Annotated in this window: 22 protein-coding genes; 1 reads left to right on the top strand and 21 read right to left on the bottom strand. The window is 39.7% G+C overall.

The window, feature by feature from the left end:
* Window positions 1-136: 136 nt before the first annotated feature.
* From rny to JFU50_RS00950, 15 genes are all read right to left on the bottom strand, one after another.
* Window positions 137-1,696 carry a ribonuclease Y gene (gene rny / locus JFU50_RS00880; RefSeq protein WP_053345393.1) on the bottom strand — a complete coding sequence of 520 codons (1,560 nt, stop codon included), beginning with the start codon at window positions 1,694-1,696 and terminating at the stop codon, window positions 137-139.
* Between the two features lie 365 nt (window positions 1,697-2,061).
* Complete coding sequence (gene recA / locus JFU50_RS00885; protein WP_053345392.1) at window positions 2,062-3,102, bottom strand: recombinase RecA; 1,041 nt, start codon at window positions 3,100-3,102, stop codon at window positions 2,062-2,064.
* A 347-nt stretch (window positions 3,103-3,449) separates the two neighbouring features.
* Window positions 3,450-4,682 (bottom strand): competence/damage-inducible protein A, encoded by a 1,233-nt coding sequence (locus JFU50_RS00890; protein WP_201181375.1) that lies wholly within the window; start codon window positions 4,680-4,682, stop codon window positions 3,450-3,452.
* 21 nt (window positions 4,683-4,703) lie between these two features.
* Window positions 4,704-5,288, bottom strand: coding sequence for a CDP-diacylglycerol--glycerol-3-phosphate 3-phosphatidyltransferase (pgsA, locus tag JFU50_RS00895; RefSeq protein ID WP_053345391.1), 585 nt, complete (start codon window positions 5,286-5,288; stop codon window positions 4,704-4,706).
* Window positions 5,289-5,468: 180 nt separating this feature from the next.
* Window positions 5,469-6,374, bottom strand: a complete 906-nt coding sequence (locus JFU50_RS00900) for a helix-turn-helix domain-containing protein (protein ID WP_342366263.1) — start codon at window positions 6,372-6,374, stop codon at window positions 5,469-5,471.
* Window positions 6,375-6,382: 8 nt separating this feature from the next.
* Window positions 6,383-7,174, bottom strand: a complete 792-nt coding sequence (locus tag JFU50_RS00905) for a DUF3388 domain-containing protein (RefSeq protein ID WP_201181378.1) — start codon at window positions 7,172-7,174, stop codon at window positions 6,383-6,385.
* Between the two features lie 241 nt (window positions 7,175-7,415).
* The gene (locus JFU50_RS00910; protein ID WP_201181379.1) at window positions 7,416-7,673 is read right to left on the bottom strand and encodes a DUF3243 domain-containing protein; all 258 of its coding nucleotides are present in this window, start codon (window positions 7,671-7,673) and stop codon (window positions 7,416-7,418) included.
* Between the two features lie 80 nt (window positions 7,674-7,753).
* Window positions 7,754-8,479: an elongation factor P 5-aminopentanone reductase gene (gene ymfI / locus JFU50_RS00915; RefSeq protein WP_201181380.1), complete on the bottom strand. Its 726-nt coding sequence runs from the start codon at window positions 8,477-8,479 to the stop codon at window positions 7,754-7,756.
* A gap of 20 nt (window positions 8,480-8,499) precedes the next feature.
* The gene (yfmH, locus tag JFU50_RS00920) at window positions 8,500-9,786 is read right to left on the bottom strand and encodes an EF-P 5-aminopentanol modification-associated protein YfmH (protein WP_201181381.1); all 1,287 of its coding nucleotides are present in this window, start codon (window positions 9,784-9,786) and stop codon (window positions 8,500-8,502) included.
* Complete coding sequence (gene yfmF / locus JFU50_RS00925; RefSeq protein ID WP_201181382.1) at window positions 9,786-11,069, bottom strand: EF-P 5-aminopentanol modification-associated protein YfmF; 1,284 nt, start codon at window positions 11,067-11,069, stop codon at window positions 9,786-9,788. Before yfmF ends, yfmH begins: the two co-directional genes overlap by 1 nt.
* Before the next feature lie 218 nt (window positions 11,070-11,287).
* On the bottom strand, window positions 11,288-12,247 hold the full coding sequence (locus JFU50_RS00930) for an ABC transporter permease (protein WP_201181383.1): 960 nt from the start codon (window positions 12,245-12,247) through the stop codon (window positions 11,288-11,290).
* Window positions 12,248-13,291: an ABC transporter permease gene (locus JFU50_RS00935; RefSeq protein WP_056526880.1), complete on the bottom strand. Its 1,044-nt coding sequence runs from the start codon at window positions 13,289-13,291 to the stop codon at window positions 12,248-12,250.
* Window positions 13,284-14,819: an ABC transporter ATP-binding protein gene (locus JFU50_RS00940; RefSeq protein WP_201181384.1), complete on the bottom strand. Its 1,536-nt coding sequence runs from the start codon at window positions 14,817-14,819 to the stop codon at window positions 13,284-13,286. The genes JFU50_RS00935 and JFU50_RS00940 overlap by 8 nt, the downstream gene beginning before the upstream one ends.
* A 206-nt stretch (window positions 14,820-15,025) precedes the next feature.
* Window positions 15,026-16,117 (bottom strand): BMP family lipoprotein, encoded by a 1,092-nt coding sequence (locus JFU50_RS00945; RefSeq protein ID WP_053345382.1) that lies wholly within the window; start codon window positions 16,115-16,117, stop codon window positions 15,026-15,028.
* 160 nt (window positions 16,118-16,277) lie between these two features.
* On the bottom strand, window positions 16,278-17,003 hold the full coding sequence (locus JFU50_RS00950) for a GntR family transcriptional regulator (protein WP_201181386.1): 726 nt from the start codon (window positions 17,001-17,003) through the stop codon (window positions 16,278-16,280).
* Window positions 17,004-17,315: 312 nt separating this feature from the next.
* Here JFU50_RS00950 and JFU50_RS00955 point away from each other — a divergent pair, with 312 nt between their 5' ends.
* On the top strand, window positions 17,316-17,615 hold the full coding sequence (locus tag JFU50_RS00955; protein WP_098175318.1) for a DUF6509 family protein: 300 nt from the start codon (window positions 17,316-17,318) through the stop codon (window positions 17,613-17,615).
* A gap of 32 nt (window positions 17,616-17,647) precedes the next feature.
* On the opposite strand, the gene JFU50_RS00960 is transcribed toward JFU50_RS00955, so the two are convergent.
* From JFU50_RS00960 to dapG, 6 genes are all read right to left on the bottom strand, one after another.
* Window positions 17,648-19,978, bottom strand: a complete 2,331-nt coding sequence (locus tag JFU50_RS00960) for a DNA translocase FtsK (RefSeq protein ID WP_201221373.1) — start codon at window positions 19,976-19,978, stop codon at window positions 17,648-17,650.
* Window positions 19,979-20,215: 237 nt separating this feature from the next.
* Window positions 20,216-20,443, bottom strand: a complete 228-nt coding sequence (locus tag JFU50_RS00965) for a YlzJ-like family protein (RefSeq protein ID WP_201181392.1) — start codon at window positions 20,441-20,443, stop codon at window positions 20,216-20,218.
* Complete coding sequence (locus JFU50_RS00970) at window positions 20,440-21,186, bottom strand: ClpP family protease (RefSeq protein WP_180319959.1); 747 nt, start codon at window positions 21,184-21,186, stop codon at window positions 20,440-20,442. The genes JFU50_RS00965 and JFU50_RS00970 overlap by 4 nt, the downstream gene beginning before the upstream one ends.
* A gap of 124 nt (window positions 21,187-21,310) precedes the next feature.
* On the bottom strand, window positions 21,311-22,981 hold the full coding sequence (locus JFU50_RS00975; RefSeq protein ID WP_201181394.1) for a ribonuclease J: 1,671 nt from the start codon (window positions 22,979-22,981) through the stop codon (window positions 21,311-21,313).
* 331 nt (window positions 22,982-23,312) lie between these two features.
* Window positions 23,313-24,182: a 4-hydroxy-tetrahydrodipicolinate synthase gene (dapA, locus tag JFU50_RS00980; RefSeq protein ID WP_053345376.1), complete on the bottom strand. Its 870-nt coding sequence runs from the start codon at window positions 24,180-24,182 to the stop codon at window positions 23,313-23,315.
* 36 nt (window positions 24,183-24,218) lie between these two features.
* Window positions 24,219-25,442 (bottom strand): aspartate kinase, encoded by a 1,224-nt coding sequence (dapG, locus tag JFU50_RS00985; protein ID WP_053345375.1) that lies wholly within the window; start codon window positions 25,440-25,442, stop codon window positions 24,219-24,221.
* Window positions 25,443-25,480 lie beyond the last annotated feature (38 nt).

A 25,480-nucleotide genomic window follows, 5' to 3' on the forward strand; every position in this document is an offset into this window, starting at 1 on the left:
TCTAATGATAAGAATATTCAATGTATGTATTGTAACATAATATGGAATTATAATTTTAAAAATCACCCCATAATAGCTCTTTATAAGCAAAATGAAAACGAAGTGGTTTTCACCACTTCGTTTTCATTACCAAATATTATTTGGCATATTCTACTGCTCTTGTTTCACGGATAACCGTAACTTTTATATGACCTGGGTAATCGAGCTCTTCTTCAATCCTTTTCCGGATATCACGTGCGAGTCGATGTGCCGAAAGATCATCTATTTGTTCTGGTTTCACTAGAATCCGCACTTCACGTCCGGCTTGAATTGCAAATGATTTTTCCACTCCATCATAGGATTCGGAAATCTCTTCAAGTTTTTCGAGTCTTCTAATGTAATTTTCCAGCGTTTCACTTCTTGCACCTGGTCTTGCAGCTGATAACGCATCAGCGGCTGCCACAAGCACTGAAATAATGGAAGTTGGTTCTGTATCACCATGATGTGAAGCGATGCTGTTGATGACAGTTGGATGCTCTTTATACTTGGTTGCCAATTCCACGCCAATTTCAACGTGACTGCCTTCTACTTCATGATCAATTGCTTTCCCTATATCATGCAATAAACCTGCACGGCGGGCAAGAACTTCATCCTCACCAAGCTCAGCAGCAAGCAACCCTGAAAGCTGGGCCACTTCAATTGAATGCTTCAGCACGTTTTGACCGTAACTGGTACGGAATTTCAAACGACCGAGTATTTTGATGAGATCTGGATGGAGCCCGTGAACACCAACTTCAAATGTTGTTTGTTCACCAATTTCACGAATATGTTCATCTACCTCACGTCTTGCTTTGTCAACCATTTCTTCAATACGTGCAGGGTGAATCCGACCGTCCTGAACTAGTTTTTCAAGAGCCAAGCGTGCCGTTTCCCGTCTGATTGGATCGAATCCAGATAAAATGACAGCTTCAGGAGTATCATCAATAATAAGGTCAATACCTGTTAGCGTTTCTAATGTCCGGATATTTCGGCCTTCACGTCCGATAATCCGGCCTTTCATTTCATCGTTTGGAAGATTTACTACAGAAACGGTGGTTTCTGCGACATGATCAGCCGCACAACGCTGAATGGCAAGAGAAAGAATTTCTTTTGCTTTTTTATCAGCTTCTTCTTTGGCACGGGTATCACTTTCTTTAATCATAAGCGCTACATCGTGAGCAAGCTCGTTTTCCATTCGGTCTATAATGATTGCTTTAGCTTCTTCACGAGTTAAGCCGGAAACACGTTCAAGCTCTGTTTGCTGCTTACGAACCATCTCGTCCACTTTGCTTTCCATCTCTTCAATATGCTGTTGTCTTTGGTTTAGAGAATCCTCTTTTTTCTCCAAAAGGCTTTCACGTTTGTCTAACGTTTCATCCTTCCGGTCAAGATTCTCTTCTCTTTGCAATAACCGATTTTCTTGTTTTTGTAATTCGCTTCTTCTTTCACGAGATTCTCGATCAGAATCAGAGCGAACTTTATGAATTTCATCTTTTGCTTCCAACAAGGCTTCTTTCTTAAGAGCATCCGCTTCACGTTTTGCATCCTCAAGGATTTGTTCTGCAGAGCCCTTTGCCCCTGCTATTTTACTCTCAAATTTTGATTTGTGAATAAAATAACCAACAACTGCACCGACGATTAGGCCAAGCAAAGTGAAGATGATTGTCATGGGTTCCATCGTTTCACCTCCCCTTGCTATGAACTTTTTACATAAAATGTTGAACTGTCGGCAAGTACATTGCACATAAATTCAATATACAGCACTTAATTTTCAAAATTTTAGTTTGAAAAATTGTAAAATATACATATTAATTGTATAGTTGAGAATTTTTATTGTCAAGCGTTTGTCCCTTATGTATCAATGATTATTCAAGTTTTATTAATATCAATCGCTATTCTGTACAACATTATTATGGAAAAAGACTGTAAACCTGTTTTCACGACCGATAAATTCGCTGAAAATTTTGTACTTTTTTCATTTTACTTGACTTCACAAGATATAGAAAAAGACCTAAGCAAACAAGCTTAGGTCTTTTTCTATCATTAATCAAGTAATTCAAAATGTTCCTCTTCTGTCTCTTCTGGTAGTTCATGCTCTCCATCAAGGTTATAATGATCTCTGATTTTCTGTGAAATTTCCAGAGCAATATCCTGATTTTCTTTCAAGAACATTTTCGCATTTTCCCGTCCTTGTCCGACACGCTCTTCATTGTATGAATACCAAGAGCCGCTTTTAAGGACAATATCAAGATCTGCACCCATATCAATGATTTCACCTTCCTGAGAAATCCCTTGACCATACATAATGTCGACTTCTGCTTGACGGAATGGGGGAGCTACCTTATTTTTTACGATTTTAATTTTGGTTTTATTACCGACAATTTCATTACCTTGTTTCAATTGTTCAGCACGACGTACTTCAAGGCGAACAGTTGAATAGAATTTCAATGCACGGCCACCTGGAGTCGTTTCTGGATTCCCGAACATAACCCCGATTTTTTCACGGATTTGGTTAATGAATATAGCAATGGTATTTGATTTATTAATGGCACCAGACAGCTTTCTAAGCGCCTGTGACATCATCCGGGCTTGAAGACCCATATGGGAATCTCCCATTTCACCTTCGATTTCAGCTTTTGGAACAAGAGCCGCTACGGAGTCGATAACAATGATATCTACCGCGCCGCTTCGCACTAACGCCTCAGCAATCTCAAGTGCTTGTTCACCCGTATCAGGCTGAGAAAGCAGTAACTCATCAATATTCACACCAAGTTTTTCTGAATATGCTGGATCTAAAGCATGCTCAGCATCAATGAATGCAGCCGTGCCTCCAGTCTTTTGTACTTCTGCAATTGCATGCAATGCAACAGTCGTTTTACCTGAGCTTTCAGGTCCGTATATCTCAATGACCCGGCCTCTTGGGTATCCGCCTACTCCCAATGCTACGTCCAATGCTAAAGAACCGCTTGAAATCGTTGAGATTCTTCGATCAGACTGTTCTCCAAGTTTCATAATAGAACCTTTACCAAATTGTTTTTCAATTTGTTTTAACGCCATATCTAAAGCCGCTTGACGATCACTCACTCAATTTCCTCCTCTATATTCAAATAATCGGCTGTCCGATTAAAGATGTTCTTACGTAAGCAATTATTTGAGAACAAGGTTTGTATCTTGTCTCAAAACCTATCTTTACTATATACTCTTTTTACTATTTTGCCAAGCAAAAAGTCGAACATTCATTCGTTTTTTTCCATTGGAATATTCTTTACAAAAAAGTATTTCTCCTGAAGAAAATCATCATTTTCATTCAATAACGTCTTTGAAAAAGCATTTTTATAGAATTAACTGTTTTTTCTTTTCCCTTTTTTTACATGAAAGAAACTTCTTAAATCAAACAAAAACAGAGCCTTTAAAAAGCTCTGCTTCGTCTTTTATAAGTCTCTTAATAAATAATGACAGCCGTACTTCACGCTACGAACACGGATTTGCGCCCTGCTTCCAGATAAACTCAATTCTTTAAAGTGAGTGTCTCCATCACGGTAAGAAATTCCAATGAAGACCGTACCTACTGGCTTGCCTTCTTGTTCATCAGGCCCTGCAACACCCGTAAAACTGATACCTACATCCGCATCGAACTTTTCCCGGGCATTAGAAGCCATTTCCATTGCACACTCACCACTGACTACGCCATTTTTCGAGATTGTCGCGTCACTGATGCCCAAAACATTCGACTTCGCATCATTTGTATAACTGACAATACCACCCTTGAACACTTTTCCGGCGCCTGGTATCGTTGTAAGTTGCTCTTGAAACATACCGCCGGTCAAGCTTTCCGCTGCCGCTATTGAAAGCTTTCGGACCGTTAATTCTTTAACAAGTTCTTTTATGAGCGAAGTATTATCACTTCCATAATAAAACTTGCCGACCCTGTTTAAAATTTCTTTTTCCGCTTCTAAAATAAGCTCCTCACATTTTTCTTTAGAAGAGTCTTTAGCGGTAATCCTTAACGTTACTTCCCCTTCAGCAGCCAGTGGAGCGATTGTGGGATTCGTTTGATTGACAAGAAGATCTTCAATCACTGTTTCCAGTTCAGCTTCCCCTATCCCGTAAAACCGAAGAACCTTGGAGTCGATCCGTTCATGCTTTTCAAGTTTATTCATAATCGATTCATAACCATAGCTTAAAAACATTGGTTCCATTTCACTCGGAGGACCAGGAAGCAACATATACGTGATTCCGGATTTCGCCAAGATCATCCCCGGAGCCATGCCATGATCGTTTGCCAAGACCTCGCTGCCTTCTAAGACGAGAGCCTGCTTTTTGTTGTTCTCCGTCATCGTCCGGCCGCGTTTTTCAAAGTACGCTTCAATGGATTGAAGTGCTTCATCATTAAAAACGAGTTTTTTTCCTATATGGCGAGCGATCGTTTCCTTCGTTAAATCATCTTTAGTAGGACCAAGTCCACCGGTAAATACAATCAAGTTTGCCCGGGATTCTGCGATTTCTATGGCTTGTTGTAATCGTCGGTCATTATCTCCGACGACAGTATGGTAAAAAACATTGACACCCATTTCGGCAAACTGTTGTGATAAAAATCTTCCATTTGTGTTATTAATTTGTCCCAAAAGAAGTTCAGAGCCTACTGCAATGATTTCTGCATCCATATTTTCAAACCACCCATTCGTTTACTTAGAATTAACAAATACCTCTTTGTTTTTTATAAAATAATCCAAACCAGACCATATCGTAAAGATTAATGCAATCCATAAAGTGATATTAGCAAACGGCAGCGAAATGAGGGCAAATGGTAGGTTATGCAACAATAATGCTGAAATAGCTACTATTTGTGCCCATGTTTTGATTTTACCAAGCTGGTTCGCTGCAACTACTTCCCCTGTACCAGCTAATACCAATCGTAATCCAGTCACAGCAAATTCACGGCTAATGATAACGATAGCAATCCAAGACTGATCGTACATTAAATCTAGATCAACCAATACAATTAATGCAGCCGAAACCAGAAGTTTATCAGCCAATGGATCTAAAAATTTCCCTAAATCAGTAATCATATTATATTTTCTGGCAAAATGACCATCAATCCAATCCGTAGTAGAAGCGATAATAAAGAGAATAGCTCCCGCTAAATGCGCAACTGGTAATTTGTACTCTCCCCAGGTAAGAGTCCCCCATGAAAAAGGTACGAGCATGATGATTAAAAAAACTGGTATTAAACAGATTCTTGCTACTGTAATCTTATTAGGCAGATTCAAACTTTTAACCTCCAAAATTTACGCCTGCTTTTTGGGCAATGCGTTTTCAATCTAAATAATATGAGGCCTAAGGCCAAGATATTTCCTATGTATAATTTAACTCAAAAGCCAATGTTATATGCCGGGCAAACCATTTTCAACCTTTGAAATATAAAGAGAAAAATAGTCATCTAAAGATGACTATTCGGCTTTCGTAAATTGTATCGTAACCAATTGCGTAGCCATTTCAGTCGGCGAAATGGAATACTCCAGCTTCTCATCATTCACAAAAATTTCAGTTTCATACGCTCTACCTACATTAATGACAGCTTCTTTTTCATTAGTGAAATCAATTTCCTGGCTTTCGTTTTTATTAATTGTGCCCTGGAATAGTAATTTCCCTTCTCCGTTATTAATGCCAACCCACGGTGAGCCTTTAGAAGTCACCTTTAATTTAAAGGTATCTGTATTTTTCAATTCATACGTACTATTTTTACCGCTAGTGCTGACAACGGCAAGTTCCTGCTGTGTCTTTTCATCTACAGTGTCATCTGCATCATCTTTCTTGTCAGATGTATCTTCTTTCTTTTCATCTTGCTTTTTGTCTTCTTTCTCTTGTTCTTTATTATTAAACTCATCACTTTTATTGTATCCCACTTCATTCTGTTTATCGTTCTTTTTATCGTCACTATCAGGCTTACTCATATTACTGGATACTAGCACCCAAATTAAAATAGCAACACCAATAACTAAAACGGCAACCAGGATTTTAGGTAACATTTCTACAACTTTGGAGTCCCCAGCAGGAATCGTTTTCCGGGATTGGACCCTCGAAAGTTGTTCAGGTAGTTCATCACTATAAACTGAAGGCACTTCACTCTTGTACTGTTCAAAAATCTCTTCTGAATCCAGTCCGACCGCTTCACAATATTGCTTAATGAATGCCCGTACATAAAACTTTCCAGGCATCATACTGTAATTGCCCTCTTCAATTCCAATGAGGTAACGCTTTTGAATCTTCGTTAATTCTTGTAAATCTTCTAAGCTAAGCCCTTTGGCTTCCCTAGCTTCCTTTAATCGATTACCTAACTCAGTCAAATAAAACACCTGCCATTTTAAAAGTCAAAGGAACCAAATTCCGACCCTGAAAACTGGTCTTTTTGGTCGACAACTTCATATGTTATTTCTTCATCTGGATTGTTTCGCAATTCAATAATATAATCAAAGTCTTCGAGAGTATACTCCGTATTTTGTACAAAAACGTCAGGATGTTCGATGACTTTGACAGCATCAAGCCTCATGATTTCGCGGATTAGCTGCCAATGACGCTCATTTGCACGGCGAGTTGAAACAATCCCATCTAAAATAAACAAATTATCATTGTTATATTCATCTTCAATAAGCTGACTGCGGATAGTCTGCTTTAAAAGGGTGGATGACACAAATAACCATCTTTTATTAGCACATACACTCGAGGCTACGATAGATTCGGTTTTCCCTACGCGGGGCATGCCTCGAATCCCGATTAACTTATGACCTTCTTGTTTAAATAACTCGGCCAAGAAATCGACAAGCAACCCTAGTTCATCACGTACAAACCTGAACGTGTTTTTTTCATCAGCATCGCGCTGAATATAACGCCCATGCCTGACAGCAAGACGATCACGTAATTTAGGTTCCCTAAGCTTAATGACCTTTATCGTATCCATCGTATGGAGGATTGATTCGAATCTTTCTATATTCCGGCTATCTTCTGCCATTAGAAGTAAACCTCGCCTACCTTCATCGACACCGTTAATAGTGATGATATTGATGGATAGCATACCCAGCAGGGATGAAATATCCCCCAATAAACCTGGACGGTTGACTTGAATTTCATATTCAAAATACCATTCTTTTTTCTCCACGATAACACTCCTTAAGCCTAGAAGCTTTTACCCAACATTCGAGCAAAACTTATCCATCGTAAATTTCAAGGTCTGTAACCATTAATTATTATTGTCTAGCTTCTATAATATAGTATTTCGTGATAAGTTAAAAGGAAAAACCCTATAAAAGTGTTCATTTTTATATTAGAGGATAGATCAGGTAGTTATCTTCAAGCCAAAGGCCCTGTTATTTAAATAACAGGGCCTTTGGCTTGAAAATTTACTTTGTTCCATTGTTTCCAACTAACTTGACCATAACGCTTGCCATGGCATGTTTTTCATCATCGCTTGCAACCGACCAAAGGTCAGCAAGTACTTTCTCTTGATCGTTTTTAGGATCAACCTGCTGAGCAAGGTAATCACCAATTTCGAAAGCTAAGTTGTTAACAGCACCTTCTGACAAACCTTGTTGTTCACCTTGATTTAATCTGTCGCCTAAGAAATTTTTCCATTGATCCCAATTGTCTAGTACAGACATGAATGGTCACCCTTTCCTTCAAAATAGTACATAGATATTTTGTGAAGGAAACGAAAGAATTATACATAGTATTAAAAAAATCAGGTGTACCAGCCACCGTTTACTCCTAAGATTTGCCCGGTTATATAAGAGGCCTTGTCAGACAGTAAATAAAACACGGCCTCGGCTACTTCCTTCGAACTACCCATACGTCCCATAGGAATATCGCCTTTTATGATTTCCAAGTCTTCGGCACTGAAAGACTCAAGCATAGAAGTGGAAATCGCCCCGGGAGCAACTGCATTGACCCTAATTCCATTAAGGGATACCTCTTTGCTTAACGCCTTGATAAAAGCATTTTGACTGCCCTTGACCATTGAATATAGCACTTCACAAGATGCACCCGTCTGTCCCCAAATGGATGTGACGGCCACGATGGCAGCCTGTTCTTGATACATTAATTTCGGAAGTAGTTCCTTTGATAATTGGAAAGGACTCGTTACATGCAACTGAACCATTTCATTAACGATTTGCTCATCCATGTCGGATATGAGTCCATAATAGCTATTGCCACTATTAAGAACGATGGCATGAAGGGCAAAAATATTTTGCGCCAGTTTCTTGTATCCGTCCGCTGCGGCTAAATCTGCTTGAATCGGAATAAGTTCAACCTGATATTGTTTAAGCTCTTCAATCAACTTCAGAATCGCTTCCTCGTTGCTGTTGTAATGTAGATAAAGTGAATAGTTCTCCTCGGCGAGCTTTAAAGCAATTTCCCTGCCGATTCCTCCACTAGCTCCCGTAATAAGGGCAAAACGCTTCCCCACATTTACGCCCCCTTTATATATTATTTTGGAAGTACATGACAGACTGTCATCCGTTCATCGGATATAAATTCCTTGGCGACCTTCCCTATATCTTCAATCGTAAGTTTTTCCAATACCGATACCACATCAAACAAGTTCATATCATTGAAAGCATATCGGGTGAATTGATTCGCAATATATTCCGGTGAATTCAGAGAACGAAGGAAAGAACCGATTTTCTTCTTAATCGTCCTCTGCAGGCTTTCTTCACTCAAGCCGGTTCCAGATTTGGACTTTTGCAGAATTTCCAATAAAGACTCTGTTAGTTCTTCAGGTTTTGTACTATCCCCGCCAATTAATGCAAACCCAAAACCTTGTTCCTGCGTATAGTCATAAGAGAAGCTTTGATCAATCAAACCCTTCTCGTACATTGTTTCGTGCAGAGGAGAACTTTTGCCGAACAACATTTCTAAATAAATATTGGTCGCCAACTCCCTTTTCAATAGTTGTACACCGGATTGATAAACATCGGTAGCCTTGATTCCCACCATCACTTTCGGTGTCTGAACATTCATTTTTAATATTTCCTTATCTTTAGCAACCGTTTCCGGCTCTGCTTCAAATTTACGCTCTACTTCCGGCTGTTCCTGATATTCTTTATTATTTTGATTATCCCGAATCAACTTCATGGTACTTTCAGCATCAACCGGGCCTACAACGAATAACAGCATGTTGCTTGGATGATAAAACGTATTATAACATTCGTAAAGCATGTCTTTCGTAATACCAGCAATAGATTCCACTGTACCGGCAATATCAATTTTCACAGGATGTTGATGATACATGTTTGCAATCGTCCCGAAATATAATCGCCAATCAGAATTATCATCATACATATTAATTTCCTGCCCAATGATTCCTTTTTCCTTCTCTACAGTCTTTTCCGAAAAATATGGGTCCTGAACAAAGTCGATCAACGTCGTTAAATTCCTTTCAAAGTCGGAAGTGCTTGAGAATAGATAAGCTGTCCGGGTAAACGAAGTGAAGGCATTTGCAGATGCTCCCTGCTTTGAGAATTGCTGAAAAACATCACCATCTTCTTTTTCAAAAAGCTTATGTTCTAGAAAATGTGCAATTCCATCAGGCACCTTCGAGAATTCTTTTTGATTCAATGGTTTAAAATGATTGTCGACTGAACCATACTTCGTTGTAAACGTCGCGAAGGATTTATTAAACTCTTTTTTCGGGAGAATATATACTTCAAGGCCATTCTCCAATTTTTCATGGAAAAGCTCTTCTTTCAATTGACTAAATACTATTTTCTCCATTACCCTTGCACCTCCGCTTCTGTTAGGAAATAGATCGTATCAAGCTGAATTTTTTGACCAACGGCGACGATTTCTTCCTTTGTCGTCTGCTCTGTTTTTGCAAACCATTCGTCGAGTGAGATATCATGGCCGGAAACCACATTATGATATAAAATTTCGACCAGACCTCTCGAAACGTCAATGGTTTCAAGAAGTTGATTTTTAATGACCGCTTTTGTCTGTGCCAGTTCTTCTTCAGAAAAATTCCCTTGCTTCATTTCATTCATTTGTTCATTAATAATATCTAGTGCTTGCTTATAGTTGGCATTTTCAATACCTGCCATAACCATTAGAAGGCCTTTATGGCTTTCGAGCCTAGAGGCTGCGTAATAGGCAAGGCTAGCTTTCTCCCGGACATTGATGAAAAGCTTTGAATGTGAAAAGCCACCAAAAATCCCATTGAATAGCTGTAATGCATAATAATCCGAATCACCATACGCGACATAGGTTCGATAACCTATATTCAATTTTCCTTGTTTCACGTCAGAATTCTCAATGATTTCTTTTTCCTTACCTACTTCTTTACCTGTATCCCTCTGCAGCCTTGCCGCCACACGATCTGGAAGGAGGGAGACATATTTGTCAGCTAAGACTTCAACTTCTGCTTCGTCGATATCTCCGATCACATATAAATCAATTTCATCCTCAGTTAATACTTTTTTATAATAGGTAAAAAGGGACTCAGGGGTAATCGTCTCCAAGTCTTGTAGATTCCCGCTCGCTTCTAGAGCATATGGTTCGTTTTTGCACATTTCTTCAACAAGACGTGTTGCAGAATACCGCATTTTATCATCGGAAATTGATTGAATCCGCTGTTTTAATGACCGAATTTCATTAGAGACCGTTTTGTGGTCAAAGGCTTCACCATTTTTCTTTGGATGAAATATCACTTCGGATAACAACATAAAAGCCTTTTCAAGAAGCGGCGTCGGGTCACTTAGAAATTTTTCATTGACGATATCGATTGTAAAGCTTAGGATTTGGTATTCTCCTTTTTTAGCGACATCGACATAAAACCCTGCTCCATAAAGATCATCAAGATAAGATCGAAGCTCGGGTGTTGTAGGATATTTACTTGTATTGCTTTGTAGCACATATGGCAGTAATGCACGATATGTAACGTTCTCTTTTGTCAACGGTGCTTTCATTTTCAGAACGAGAGTATTCGTTTTATATTTATCCGTGCGGACCACGTGAAGCCTGTAGCCGCTTTTTTCCGTAATTGTATCGGAAGCAATAGACATGAATAATCCTCCTCAATATATAATTCAACTTTATTAGCTTATTGTTTGTAGATAGGTAACCTTTTAAACATCTACTTAAAATATACATGCGAAAGGAAAAATCATGCAAGTTACAGCTATTTTTTTTATTTCAACAAGGACTCCACATATTGCTTAAAATCTTTCCTCTCTTTCACAAGGAAAAACCGGTCAGCACATAAAGCGGACCGGTTAATAACTTATCTTTTCCCTTTAATATATGGCTGGCCAGAAGCTTTTGGAGCATCTGCGCGGCCAATGAAGCCTGTTAATGCTATGATTGTTAGTACATAAGGCGCGATTAATAGGTAAACGGATGGGATGTCCTTGAAGAAAGGAAGGCTCGATCCTACAATGCTTAAACTCTGGGCTAATCCAAAGAATAGCGCTGCCCCCATCGCACCGATTGGATGCCATTTACCGAAAATCATAGCGGCAATGGCCATAAATCCTTGACCATTAATTGTCGCATGATTAAATTCATTCGAAAAAATAGTAGCATAAATCGCACCGCCGATTCCGCCAAATGCACCAGATAGCAGAACCGCTGCATAGCGGATTTTCGTAACATTGACACCCATCGTATCAGCAGCCATAGGATGCTCCCCTACTGCACGAATCCTTAAACCAAATGGGGTTTTATAAAGTACATACCATACGACAAAAGATATCAAAATGGCTATATAGACAATATAATAACCATTTGAAAAAAGGATAGGACCTATAAATGGAATATCACTTAATAAAGGAACATCAATCCTTGGGAATGTTTCTGTAATTCGATCTGTTTGGCCTTTGTCATAAATCAGCTTCACTAAAAACATAGTGAGGCCTACAGCCAATAAGTTGATTGCAACCCCACTTACCGTTTGATCAGCTCTAAAAGTTATACACGCCACAGCATGAAGAACTGAGAATAACAATCCAGCAATCATTGCCGCTAAAACAGCCAGCCATGGAGTCCATTGCCCGAAAACATCTGCAAACATTAAGTTAAAAACAATTCCCGTAAAAGCACCAATGACCATTAATCCTTCTAAACCAATGTTTATGACACCTGCTCGTTCAGAAAACACTCCTCCGAGTGAAGTGAATATAAGTGGAGCAGCTAGAGCAATCATAGATGGAATAATAATTTGTAATACTTGGTAAAAATCCACTTATTTCACCCCTTTCTTAAATCGAGCGGCAATCCAACGAATAAAATAACTGGATGCGACGAAGAAAATAATCAATGCTATGACAATATCCACAATTTCACTTGGTATGCCAGTTTCGAGCGGCATATTTAAGGCCCCTGCCTTCAGACCGCCAAATAATAAAGCAGCAAGAACTACTCCAATAGCCGTATTTGCTCCTAGTAAGGCTACTGCAATCCCATCAAAGCCCATACCTGTAAATCCACCTTTGACCGCAGCATAACCGAAGGTTCCTAAGCCTTCCATGGCACCAGCAAGGCCTGCAAATGCACCAGAAATAACCATGGAAAGAATGATGTTTTTATTAACGCTCATCCCTGCATACTCTGATGCGTGCTGATTGAATCCTACCGCTTTCAGTTCAAATCCCGTTTTTGTTCTTTCGAGAATGAACCACATGATGATTACACAAATAATAGCTACGACTATTCCCCAATGCATACGGGAAAAATCCGTAATGCTTTCAAAGAAAGGCGACCGTAGTGATGCTGTATCAGCAATTCTTTCAGTTTTATCAAGCTTGTCTGTCATTACATTCCGAATTAAATAATTCGTTACATATAAAGCTGTATAGTTCAGCATAATAGAAACGATTACTTCGTGTACTCGAAACTTAGCTTTTAAATATCCCGGAATAAATGCCCACAAAGCACCTGCAGCTGCTCCCGCTAAGATCGCTAATGGCAAATGGATAATTCTTGGAAGATCAAAGGCAATCCCTACCCATACTGCGGCCAGCCAACCAACAATTAATTGCCCTTCGACTCCGATATTGAACAGACCAGTACGAAAAGCAAAGGCTACCGCCAAACCAGCGAGGATATAAGGAATAATTGTCCTGACGGATTCTCCTACATAATACGAATCTCCAACAATTCCACCAATCATGGAGCCATACCCTGCAATTGGATCATAGCCACTTACTAACATGATGATAGCCCCAACAATTAAGCCAAGGATAACCGCTATCACTGGACTTGTTAATTTAGAAAAATACTTAGACATTTTGTTTTCCACCTGCTTCCATACGCTTGCTGCCAGCCATAAGAAGACCAAGCTCCTGTTCAGTCGTTTCTTTAGGATTGACAATGGCGACGATTTCTCCTTCATAAATAACGGCAATTTTATCGCTCACATTCATGATTTCATCTAATTCAAATGAAATGAGGAGTACCGCTTTTCCTGCATCACGCTGTTCAATCAGGCGTTTATGAATAAATTCAATCGCCCCAACATCGAGTCCGCGAGTTGGCTGCGCGGCAATCAATAGATCTGGGTTCCTATCAACTTCCCTTCCTATGATTGCCTTTTGCTGATTCCCGCCAGAAAGGGCCCTAGCTGGCGTATATTCACTTGGAGTCCGAACATCGTAACTTTTAATCAATGAACGCGCTTTTTCAAAGATTCTCTTTGAATTTAAAATACCAGCTTTTGAATAGGGCTTTTGATAATATGTTTGCAAGACGATATTTTCTCCAATGCTATAATCGAGAACTAAGCCATGCTTATGCCTGTCTTCTGGAATATGACCCACGCCTGATTCAGTAATTTTGCGCGGCTTTAGATTCCTAATTTCTTTCCCATTTAATTTTATGGACCCTGCTGTCGTCTTCCTTAAGCCTGCTAATGCTTCAATTAATTCCGATTGACCATTGCCATCTACACCGGCAATCCCGACAATCTCCCCTGCACGAACCGTTAATTCCAAGTTCCGGACAGCTGAAACTCCCCGTGAATCCTTGACTTCTAGTCCGCTAACATCAAGAACAACATCAGAGGGGGAGGCTGCCGTTTTTTCCGTTTTAAATAGAACTTCCCGACCAACCATTAAGCTGGCCAATTCGTTAGGATTCGTTTCATTGACATTCACTGTCCCAATCCCCTGCCCCTTGCGGATGACAGTTACCCGATCACAAACCTCCATAATTTCCTTAAGTTTGTGAGTAATCAAAATGATTGATTTCCCCTCTTTGATCAAAGCCTTCATTATAAAAATCAGTTCCTTAATCTCTTGAGGAGTCAACACAGCTGTTGGCTCATCGAAAATCAGTATCTCTGCACCACGGTATAGCGTTTTTAGAATTTCGACACGCTGCTGCATCCCTATTGAAATATCTGCAATTTTTGCATAAGGGTCGACACGAAGCTGATATTGTTCTGATAGTTTCCTAACTTCCTCACTCGCTTCTTTTAAGTCGATTTTACCTCCTTTGGAAGGTTCTTTTCCTAAAATTATATTTTCTGTTACTGTAAAAGGGTCAACAAGCATAAAATGCTGATGCACCATCCCAATCCCTAATTCATTGGCAATGTTCGGACTGGTAATCTTGACTGGCTTGCCATTTACACGGATTTCTCCCTGCTCTGGCTGGTATAGGCCGAATAAAACATTCATCAATGTAGATTTACCCGCACCATTTTCACCTAATAATGCGTGAATCTCCCCTTTTTTCACTTGAAGGGTTACGTTATCATTAGCGACGATGCCTGGGAATTCCTTTCGGATATTGAGCATCTCAATTACATATTCCACGTATTATCAACTCCTAAAATGAGTGTAAATGATTCTTAATTAAAAATTGCTGTTCCTTACCAATTTGGTTTTTTTGAAAAAACCAAATGAAAAACTACGATTCTATCATAGTTTTTCATTCGATATTTTACAGTCTCCAGGAACTATATGTAGAAAAGAAAGAATAGAGGGCAATTATGCCTCCCTACTCTCTCTAAAATCACAGCTTATAAACCAAGTTTTTTGAATTCTTTATCCGTACCAGGAACTACGAATTCACCTGATTTAATTTTCTCTGTCCATTCTTCAACCGCTTTTAAAGATTCTTCAGTTACGTTATCTTTTGTATCAGAAATGCCTACACCATTTTCTTTGATACCGTATTCGATAACTTCTCCACCTGGGAAGTTTCCTTCTTTGGCTTTCGTAGAAAGGTCTTTAACTGCAACATCAACACGTTTTATCATAGAAGTTAAAGTAACGTTGTCGTCTGTTCCAGGAACTGCTCCTAATTTAGCTTGGTCACTGTCTACACCGATAACATAAATTTCTCTCTTAGGATCTTTTTGTTTTTGCTCGACTGCCTCAGTAAATACACCTTTTCCAGTTCCGCCAGCAGCATGATAAATGATATCAATACCTGAAGAATACATAGATCCTGCAGTAGATTTCCCGATGTCAGCTTTATTGAAATCTCCGGCATATTTAACTTCTACCTTCGCATCCGGATTTACAGATAAAACCCCAGCCTTAAAGCCAATTTCGAATTTCTTGATTAATTCAGATTCAACTCCACCGATAAAACCGACTTTGTTTGTTTTCGTTTGTAGACCGGCAATTACACCAACAAGGAATGATCCTTGCTGTTCTTTAAAATTAATGCTGGCTACATTCTTTTTATCTACAACTGTATCCACAATAGCAAATTGTGAATCTGGACGTTGGTCAGCCACTTCACCAACAGACTCGGCTAAAAGGAAACCGATACCGTAGATAAGTTTGTAATCTTCACGAACAAGCGTATTCAAGTTTTTAGCATAGTCAGCATCCGATTTAGATTGAAGATAGTTGTATCCATCTTTACCTTTTTCCAAATCATTTTCTTTACCGAATTCCTGAATTCCCTTCCAAGCTGATTGGTTGAACGATTCATCATCGACGCCGCCTGTATCGGTAACCATAGCTACTGTGAAGTTATCCTTCTTTTCTTTCCCATTTGAAGATTCTTTATCATCATTCTCTGAATTACCACATGCTCCTAAAAGCGTACCAGCAGCAAGAACAAGTGAAAGAGCTAGACCTAATTTGCGCTTTTTCAATTTTTTACCCCCTAAGATTTATAATTTTTCAGCAGGAATGTTCTGAAAAGTCATTCATGTTTGCGTTTTCACATCTCGGTAAATTTTTTTTACATACGTTTGATCAATTTTTAAGAATCGAAACAAACGCTTGCATTCATCCGTATGTAAGAGTTTTGAACTAAACTCGCTTCCGAAGAACATGAAAACTAAACATATTGGCTTTAAAGTAGTTTACAGAATATAGGATAGGCTGGTCCCAATCATCCAAATGCATCTGCTTCAGAACGAGTAATGCGGCTTCTGACGAACATTTCAGGATAGGAGAAACTTTCTCATGATACCCGATCGGCTCAATTTCTGCTACGGCATGCGTAATTTTCCGATTCGCATCTCTTTCCAATATATCAAAAAGAGACTCATCATTACGGTCAAAATTTTCTGAAAGAATTGATTCAGGAATTTTGTCGACACAGTAGATAACCGGCTCGCCATCTGCTGTTCTTACACGTTCAATACTCACGATGCGTTCAACTGGTGAACAAGAAAACCTGCGGATATCCTCGTCTGTAGGTTCTTGAGCCGTCGAGCTTAAGAAAATCGTACCCGGCTTCATCCCTGCCTCTTCAATCATGTTCGTGACACTTTTTAATTGCTCGATACCAGAAGTAAACCGAGGTTTTGGATTGACAAAAGTTCCAACTCCATGGCGGCGAATGATAATGTTTTCTTCTTCTAAAATCCGCAGCGCTTCTCGAAGTGTCGCCCTACTCACTCCCAGTTTTTTTGCAAGATCAAATTCAGAAGGGAATTTTTCATTTTCCTGATAAACTCCTGCTTCAATATCCTGCTTCAGGTAATCAATGACCTGCAAATATAAATGTCGACTATCTGATTTAATTGACATACAGTTTCCCCCAGCTAGTTTCTTAAGACATCAGACCTCTGATGTTGAATCATTCCTACTAATCGAAAATAATATAACATTTTTTTCGATATAAATAAATAGTGTTTTACTATTTAACATAAAAGAATTTAGGATAAATTACCCTCCCCTGTGCCTTTTACTCTAGTAAAGGCCGTAGAAGTTGTACGATTATTCTCCTAAATCAGATAAAATATTTTTTTATAAATGCAAAATGAAAATCGGTAGCTTTCTTTTCAAGATACTTTTTTCCTGTATAATAGTATTTATCTTCTTTGAAGGGATGAACACATGATGTTAAACATTACAGAATACAGCGTTGAAAAATTGAATGATCCATTCGGGATTTTATCCGGAGAGCGTTTCGAGTATTTCTTGGATATTGAAGTACCGGAAGAAGACGAGCTCTTTTCAGAGAATGGTTTATATATCCGGGTACTATTTGTTGTTGAAGAACAAGTAGGCAAGCTGATTAAATATGATATTTATGAAAAAGGGAACGACGAAGTACTCGATTTTGATTTAGAGGAAGAGGAAGAAGCAATGATTTCTGACTTCTGCCTTAAACATTTAGACGAAGCAATGATCAATTAAAAAACCGGGCGCCTGCCCGGTTTTTTAATTACCTATGATAAATGAGCTTCATCCTGTTCATCTTTAGATAACAATACATTTCGTGGTTTGCTGCCCTCATATGGACCGACAATTCCTCTTGCTTCCATTTCATCAATTAATCTGGCAGCACGGGTATAGCCAATCCGGAAACGACGTTGCAGCATCGAGACAGATGCCGTCTGCATTTCTATAATTAAGGACACAGCATCCCCGTACAAACTATCTTCGACTTCACCGCTAGAAGTCTCTTGTATTTCGTCCGGAATCATTTCTTCATTATACTGAGCTTTCTGTTGCGAAATAACATATGTGACGACTTCCTCGACTTCATGATCGGATAAAAAGGCACCTTGGACCCGAACCGGTTTCGAAGCTCCCGCAGGCAAGAATAGCATGTCACCTCGTCCTAACAGTTTTTCGGCTCCCCCCATATCCAGAATTGTTCTTGAATCTGTCATCGATGATACACTAAAAGCAATCCGGGATGGGATGTTCGCTTTTATGACCCCTGTTATAACATCGACAGACGGCCGCTGAGTGGCAATGATTAAATGGATACCAGCAGCCCGTGCCATTTGAGCAAGGCGTGTGATGGCATCCTCCACATCATTTGAGGCGACCATCATCAAGTCAGCCAATTCATCCACAATAACTACGATATAAGGCAGGAGCGGCTGCTTGGCATCTTCCTCAATATTATACCGATTAATATAATCGTTATAACCTTCAATATTACGCGTACCAGAATGGGAAAATAGCTCATAGCGACGTTCCATTTCACTGACCACTTTTTGCAAAGCCTGAGCAGCTTTTTTGGGATTTGTCACAACTGGGGCCAGTAAATGGGGAATTCCATTATATACATTAAGCTCCACCATTTTAGGATCAATCATCATCATCTTCACTTCATGTGGTTTTGCCCGCATCAAGATACTCGTGATAATACCGTTAATACAAACGGATTTCCCACTGCCTGTCGCTCCCGCTACAAGTAAATGCGGCATTTTATTAAGCTCCGCCTTAACCGCTTCACCCGAAATATTCCGTCCTAAACCGATTTGCAGTTTCGCATCAGGCTTGTCAACTTCTTTCGCCTCTAAAACTTCCCGTAGTGACACCATCGCCACTTCGGAGTTAGGGACTTCTATTCCAATCGCCGATTTACCGGGAATTGGTGCTTCAATACGGATATCTTTCGCTGCTAGAGCCAGGGCCAGATCATCGGAAAGGCTGACAATTTTACTGACCTTGACACCCACATCCGGATGTACTTCATATTTGGTTACAGCTGGGCCTAAATGAACCTGTGTGACCCTTGCTTTAACTCCAAAGCTATGGAAAGTGCGTTCAAGCTTTGCCGCGTTTTCATGGATTAATTGATACTCCCCGCTTTGGTCTGTTTTTTTGGGTCGCAATAATAAAGAGAGCGGCGGTAAAAGATATTCTTTATTTTCTATTTCTGTAAAATTCATAGGCGGAACAGCATCATCCTGCTCCTCTGTACTTTCAACTGAAGGTGTCGCTTTAACCGGAAGTACTTCCGGTTCGTCGCCATAGGCTTTATCAGCAAAGCTTGAAATGATCCGTTCCGTTGCCATTTGCTGTGTTTCATCTTCCGACTGAATGGCCTGAACTGTTTCTTCCACCGATTCTTTTTCACGTTTTTTCTTTTTAACTGGATTTTTTTTCTTTTCTTTTTTGTCATCATTCCATGTTTTCATATCGTCTCTGAAAGCGGACCATTGCTTTATAAAAAAGCCGCCAAGACCCATGAAAAATTTACCAAGAGTTTCTCCTAACGTTTTGCCGGTCAATAACACGCCCCCTACAATGATAAAGAGGAATGAAACTATTTTTGATCCCGCTTCATCAAATAAGAAATAAGAAGCAGCAAATAAAATCGCACCGATCATTCCACCGCCAAGATCCTTGGTACTTGTCTTGCCGGTCACTTCCATCCAGAATAATTCCCATGTATTCGAAATGACGCTCGGCTTCGTAAATGGGCCTCCATCTGCAAGCATATTAAACAGAGTTACATGACTAAGTAACAGCATGCTCGCGACAAGGAAATACATTCCTATTAATTGTCGTTTCAGCAAGTAAGGGACTTCTCTTTTAATCATCAAATAGAATCCGGCTGCAATCGCTCCCAGTAAAAAGAGGATATACCATTCTCCCATAAAGAAGCGGATTAAAAAGACCGTCCCTTTTCCAACTGCCCCAAGCTTTGCAATTGCGATGACTGCCAACCCTATTAAAGTCAAGCCAATTAATTCATATTTCAGCGTAATTTTTAATTTCTCTGTACTTTTCTTTTTCCTGCGTTTCTTCTTTGCCATAACATCACCTGATTCTTCATGAAACTATTCTATCCATCCTATTCAACATCCTGTAGTGATTTCCCTTCACAAAACAAATGTTCGCTCACTAATTATACCAAATAAAAATGACCTTGTCCCTTGATACAGCTAAATTACAACTCATAATGACAATTCTTTCATATAATGAATAAAGCAGCCAAGCGGCTGCCAATTTTTTTCTTAGTATATCATAATTTACCTATATTAGCGTTTTTTCTAGCTTTTCAACTGGTCGAAAACATTGATGACAGCACCCGGCTGAATGTGAACATTCATATAATCTTCAGGGTTTGTGCTCACAATTCGATCGATACGAAACATTCTCCCTCCGTCATGTTCAACCATCACATGAACCCCATTATATATCATTTCAATTAAATTCGCAGTCTTCTCATGATGATGAGGGAAAATGATTTCTTCAGGAACAATGGTGTAGAGTGTCATTGTAGAAGCCCCTCTTCCCCTGCTATTTTTGGCCTTCTCTCATCCATAAAGCTATTTAGTTTTCTCATGGCTTGACCGACTCCACCAACATCATCAATCATCCCAATTTCAACCGCCTCGGCACCAATCACATTCGTGCCAATATCTCGGGTTAGATTTCCTTTAGCGAACATTAGGTCTTTAAAACTTTCTTCCGTGACGTTGGAATGCCTCGTAACAAATTTAATAACTCGTTCTTGCATTTTATCCAAGTACTCAAAGGTTTGCGGCACTCCTATGACAAGACCTGTCAAACGTATAGGATGAATAGTCATAGTCGCTGTTTCAGCTATATAGGAATGGTCACAGGAAACAGCAATCGGAACACCAATAGAATGGCCCCCGCCAAGTACAATCGACACGGACGGCTTGGATAGGGATGCCAACATCTCTGCAATGGCTAGTCCCGCTTCAACGTCTCCTCCTACTGTATTTAAAATAACTAGTAGTCCCTCAATATTAGGATTTTGTTCAATTGCCACAATTTGTGGAATAACATGTTCATATTTGGTCGTTTTATTCTGAGGCGGCAGCTGCATATGTCCTTCAATTTGTCCAATGATCGTCAAACAATGGATTTTTGAGTCCTGTGATAGTTGCGGGACGTTTGTAGTTCCCAGCTGCTGGATTTTTTCAATCAAAGTCGAATTTTTACCTTCCTGCCGGCCTTCATTTTCATTTGGTAATGGTGCATTATCCACTATGCCAACCCCTTTCTCTAAAGCCTATAGCTTTATTATGTCACGAGTCTCAGACTTCATTCTTCAAGATAAAGAGGTTTCACTTAGATAAAAAAAACCTGACAATAATTCGTCAGGTTTTTTTTACTTAATACTCCATGATTATTGGTAAAATCATTGGACGGCGTTTCGTTTTTTCATAGAAGAATTGATTTAAGGCATCACGCATTTCCTGTTTCAGAGTAGACCAATCGAAAGGTTGGCGCGATCCATTTTTCTTCACGATTTCACTTACAATCTCAGTAGCTTCCCCAATCATTTTTTCTGATTCACGTACATATACGAAACCTCGTGAAATGATTTCCGGGCCAGCTGCAATACTTTTATCTTGACGGTTCAATGTGACAACGACGATTAAAATGCCATCCTGTGATAACAAGCGACGATCACGGAGTACGATATTACCCACATCTCCAACACCGCTCCCGTCAATTAAGATATTTCCTGCAGTGACTTTGCCGGAGAGGCCCATTTTGTCACCTTTTAATTCGATGACATCACCTTTTTCAGCAATCACGATATTTTCCCGTTTTATCCCTGCAGCAATTCCTACTTTTTGATGGGCATATAAATGACGGTATTCTCCGTGTACTGGGATAAGGAATTTAGGATTCATCAAGTTAATCATCATTTTCAGTTCTTCTTGACTGCCATGACCCGTTACGTGCACTTTATATTTACTAGCAGATACTACCTCTGCACCTACCCGGTAAAGTAGGTCGACCGTTTTCGATAAAATAAGTTCGCCGCCCTGTAAGGGGGATGCACTTATCAAGACTGTATCTCCCTTTTTAATCGTTACCTGCTTATGAGTTTGTTTCGCCATTTTTTGAAGCGCTGCAATAGGCTCTCCTTGATGCCCAGTCGATAATACAACGATTTCACGATCATTATACTTGTTAATTTCATTGACCGGGATAATCAGCTCTTCCTCGACCTTTAAGTATCCAAGATTTAAGGCTGTTTCATAGACACGTTGCAAGCTTTTACCCACAACAGCCACTTTCCTTCGACTAGCCGCCGCTGCATTGAAGACATGCTGAATTCGATTAATATTTGAAGCAAAGCAAGCAACAATAATTCTTCCAGAAGCTGCATGGAAGGCTTCTGTAATATCCCTTGACACAACTGCTTCAGATGGCGTATAACCCGGTCTTTCCGCGCCTGTGCTATCAGATAGCAAGCAAAGGACACCCTCTTCTCCAATACTTGCCATTTTACCGATTTCTGGTTTATAAAGATCGGTTGCAGCTTGATCAAATTTGAAATCCCCTGTATAGACGATGGCTCCATCACGCGTATGGATTACAATTCCGACAGAATCGGGAATACTATGGTTTGTCCTGAAAAAGGACACGGCTGCTTGAGGGAAACTTAAAAGAGAATCTGAATCGATCTCAGTAAATGTTGCCCTGCCATTAAAGCCGTCTTCCTTTAATTTTGTTTTGATTAAAGCAAGTGTAAGCTTTGTACCGTAAACAGGTACCGGTAAATATTTTAATACATAAGCAAGCGCACCCATATGGTCTTCATGACCATGGGTAATGAAAATACCCTGTACCCGTTCTTTATTATCCATCAAATAAGAAATGTCAGGAATTACCGCATCAATTCCCAACATTTCTTCTTCTGGCAGCATTAATCCTGCATCAAGAAGGTAGAGGTCTTCATTTACCTCAATGACGTACATATTTTTACCAAGTTCCCCTTGTCCTCCAAGAGAAATAACTTTTATTCCATTATTTTTATCTTTACCCAATCGAATATCCTCCTTAAAAAATCGCCGTTCATAATTTCCCAATGATTTCATTATAACCGATGTTCAAAAAACATGACAACACATACCATTTTCTAAGGAATTTTTTTACTTTATTTCCTATTTTAAAAATAGTCCTGCATTTATGTAGAAGGCATCCATTCCCTGTACTAAGGGTGAACACATGACTTTTATCCTTTTCTAATCGAAAGATAATTAAAAGTATAAACTTTTATCCTATAACTGGAAAGAAAATCGTCTTTATTTTCCAAACAAATACATCTTTATGTAAAAACAAGCCAATCATAAATCGATCAGCTTGTTCAGAAACTATTTATTTTTTTAATACGGAGGCTAAAGATAGGCGCTCTTGTTCAGTCAATGGCACGATTGGTAGCCTGACTGAACCTACGTCAATTCCAAATAACTGAAGAGCTGTTTTAACTGGGGCAGGGCTAGGCGCTGCAAACAAGCTTTTAATAAGTGGCAACAGCTCCTGATGTAGCCTGGCCGCCTCGGCCGTATTCCCGCCGATAAAAGCTTCTATTATTTTTTGTAATTCATTACCGGCAATATGGGAAGCAACTGAAACTACTCCTGCTCCGCCAATCGCTAGTACTGGCAGCGTTAATGCGTCATCCCCGCTGTATAACGCAAAATCATCATCCGTTTCAGCAATGATTTGAGTCATCGCGTTTAAATCCCCGCTCGCTTCTTTTACTGCTACGATATTGGGAATTTTCGAAAGACGGATAATTGTTTCCGGTTCAATATTAACAGAAGCACGACCTGGGATGTTATATACCATTACAGGTAGCGTCGTACTTTCTGCAATTACTTTAAAATGTTGGTAAAGACCTTCTTGATTCGTTTTATTATAATACGGAGCCACAAGCATGATCGCATCTGCACCGTTTTGTTCTGCCTTTTTTGTCAACTCAATAGAAGCATACGTATTGTTGCTTCCCGTACCCATGATGACGGGTACCCGTTTTTCTACAACCTTCGAAACATGACGCAATAAGGCGATTTTTTCCTCCGAAGATAAAGTTGGAGACTCCCCAGTTGTGCCCGAAAGCACAAGTGAATCCGTTCCATTCGTTAATAAGTAATTGACCAATGAAGTCGTTTTTTGAAAATCAACATTTCCCTTGCTATCGAAAGGGGTGACCATTGCCGTTGATACTCTACCAAATATCATCATATAACACCTCTTTAATTAATAAAACTTGTATGCTTATTATGCTTCACTTTCATGCAAATGAAATGCATAATGAAGTGAATTAACAGCTTCTACTAAATCTTCTTCTTTTACTAAAACCCAAATAGTCGTATGGCTGTCAGCAGATTGAAGAATAGCAATTTCTTTCTCAGAAAGCGCTGTGACAATCTTCGCTGCAACGCCTGGCACTCCGTTGATGCCTGCACCGACTACAGAAACTTTAGCACAATTCCGCTCAATTACAGGTTCATGACCAAGCTCGGCCAAAATAGAAAGAGCAAGTTCTGTCATCTCCTCCGAAACCGTATAAACAACGCCATTTGGATAAATATTGATAAAGTCAACGGAAATGGAGGCATTGGCCATCGCTTTAAAAACTTCTGCTTGTAAATTATATTGGTCTTTTTTCGCTCGTACTTTAATTTGGGTTATTTTAGAAACGTGAGCTATTCCTGTAACTAGTCTTTCCCGTATGTCACTACCCTGGCTTCCCTTATTTACACCTGTGACAAGTGTTCCTAATCCATCACTGTATGTTGAACGGATCCTGATCGGAACTTTTGCCTGCATGGCAATTTCAACAGCACGGGGATGAATGACCTTGGCACCTTGATAAGCCATGTTGCAAACTTCTGTATAAGAAACGACTGATAATGGACGAGCTTGCTCGGCAATACGTGGATCGGCAGTCATTATTCCTTCCACATCCGTAAAAATATCGACCCTTTCAGCTTGTAAAGCAGCACCTAATGCTGCAGCTGATGTGTCGCTTCCGCCACGGCCAATAGTCGTAATGTCCCCGTTTTTAGCTGCACCCTGGAATCCTGCAACAACGACAACGTCCTTCAATTCCAGTTCTTTCACGAGACGGTCACATTTCATTTCCATTATTTTGGCACTAGAATAGTCGGAATTAGTCAAAAATCCCGCCTGAGCCCCTGTATAAGCCACGGCATTAATACCATGTTCTAACAGCATGTTCGTAAATACGACAGAAGATATCGTTTCTCCTACTGACAAAAGTAAATCCTGTTCTCGTTTTGAAAGGCTGGCTTTCGCTCCATTTACTAGAGATAGTAAGGTATCTGTTGCATAGGGATCGCCTTTTCTTCCCATGGCTGAAACCACAACCACCACTTTGTAGCCTTCTTTGATTGCCTTTTCAATATGCCCTCTGGCAAATGAACGGCTTTCCTCATCACGGACAGATGTTCCTCCGTATTTCTGGACGATAATTTTCATAATCCATACACCCCAAATATAAGCCAGCTTCCCGGTTC

The sequence above is a fragment of the Peribacillus sp. TH14 genome, assembly GCF_016651145.1.
Classification (GTDB): domain Bacteria; phylum Bacillota; class Bacilli; order Bacillales; family DSM-1321; genus Peribacillus; species Peribacillus butanolivorans.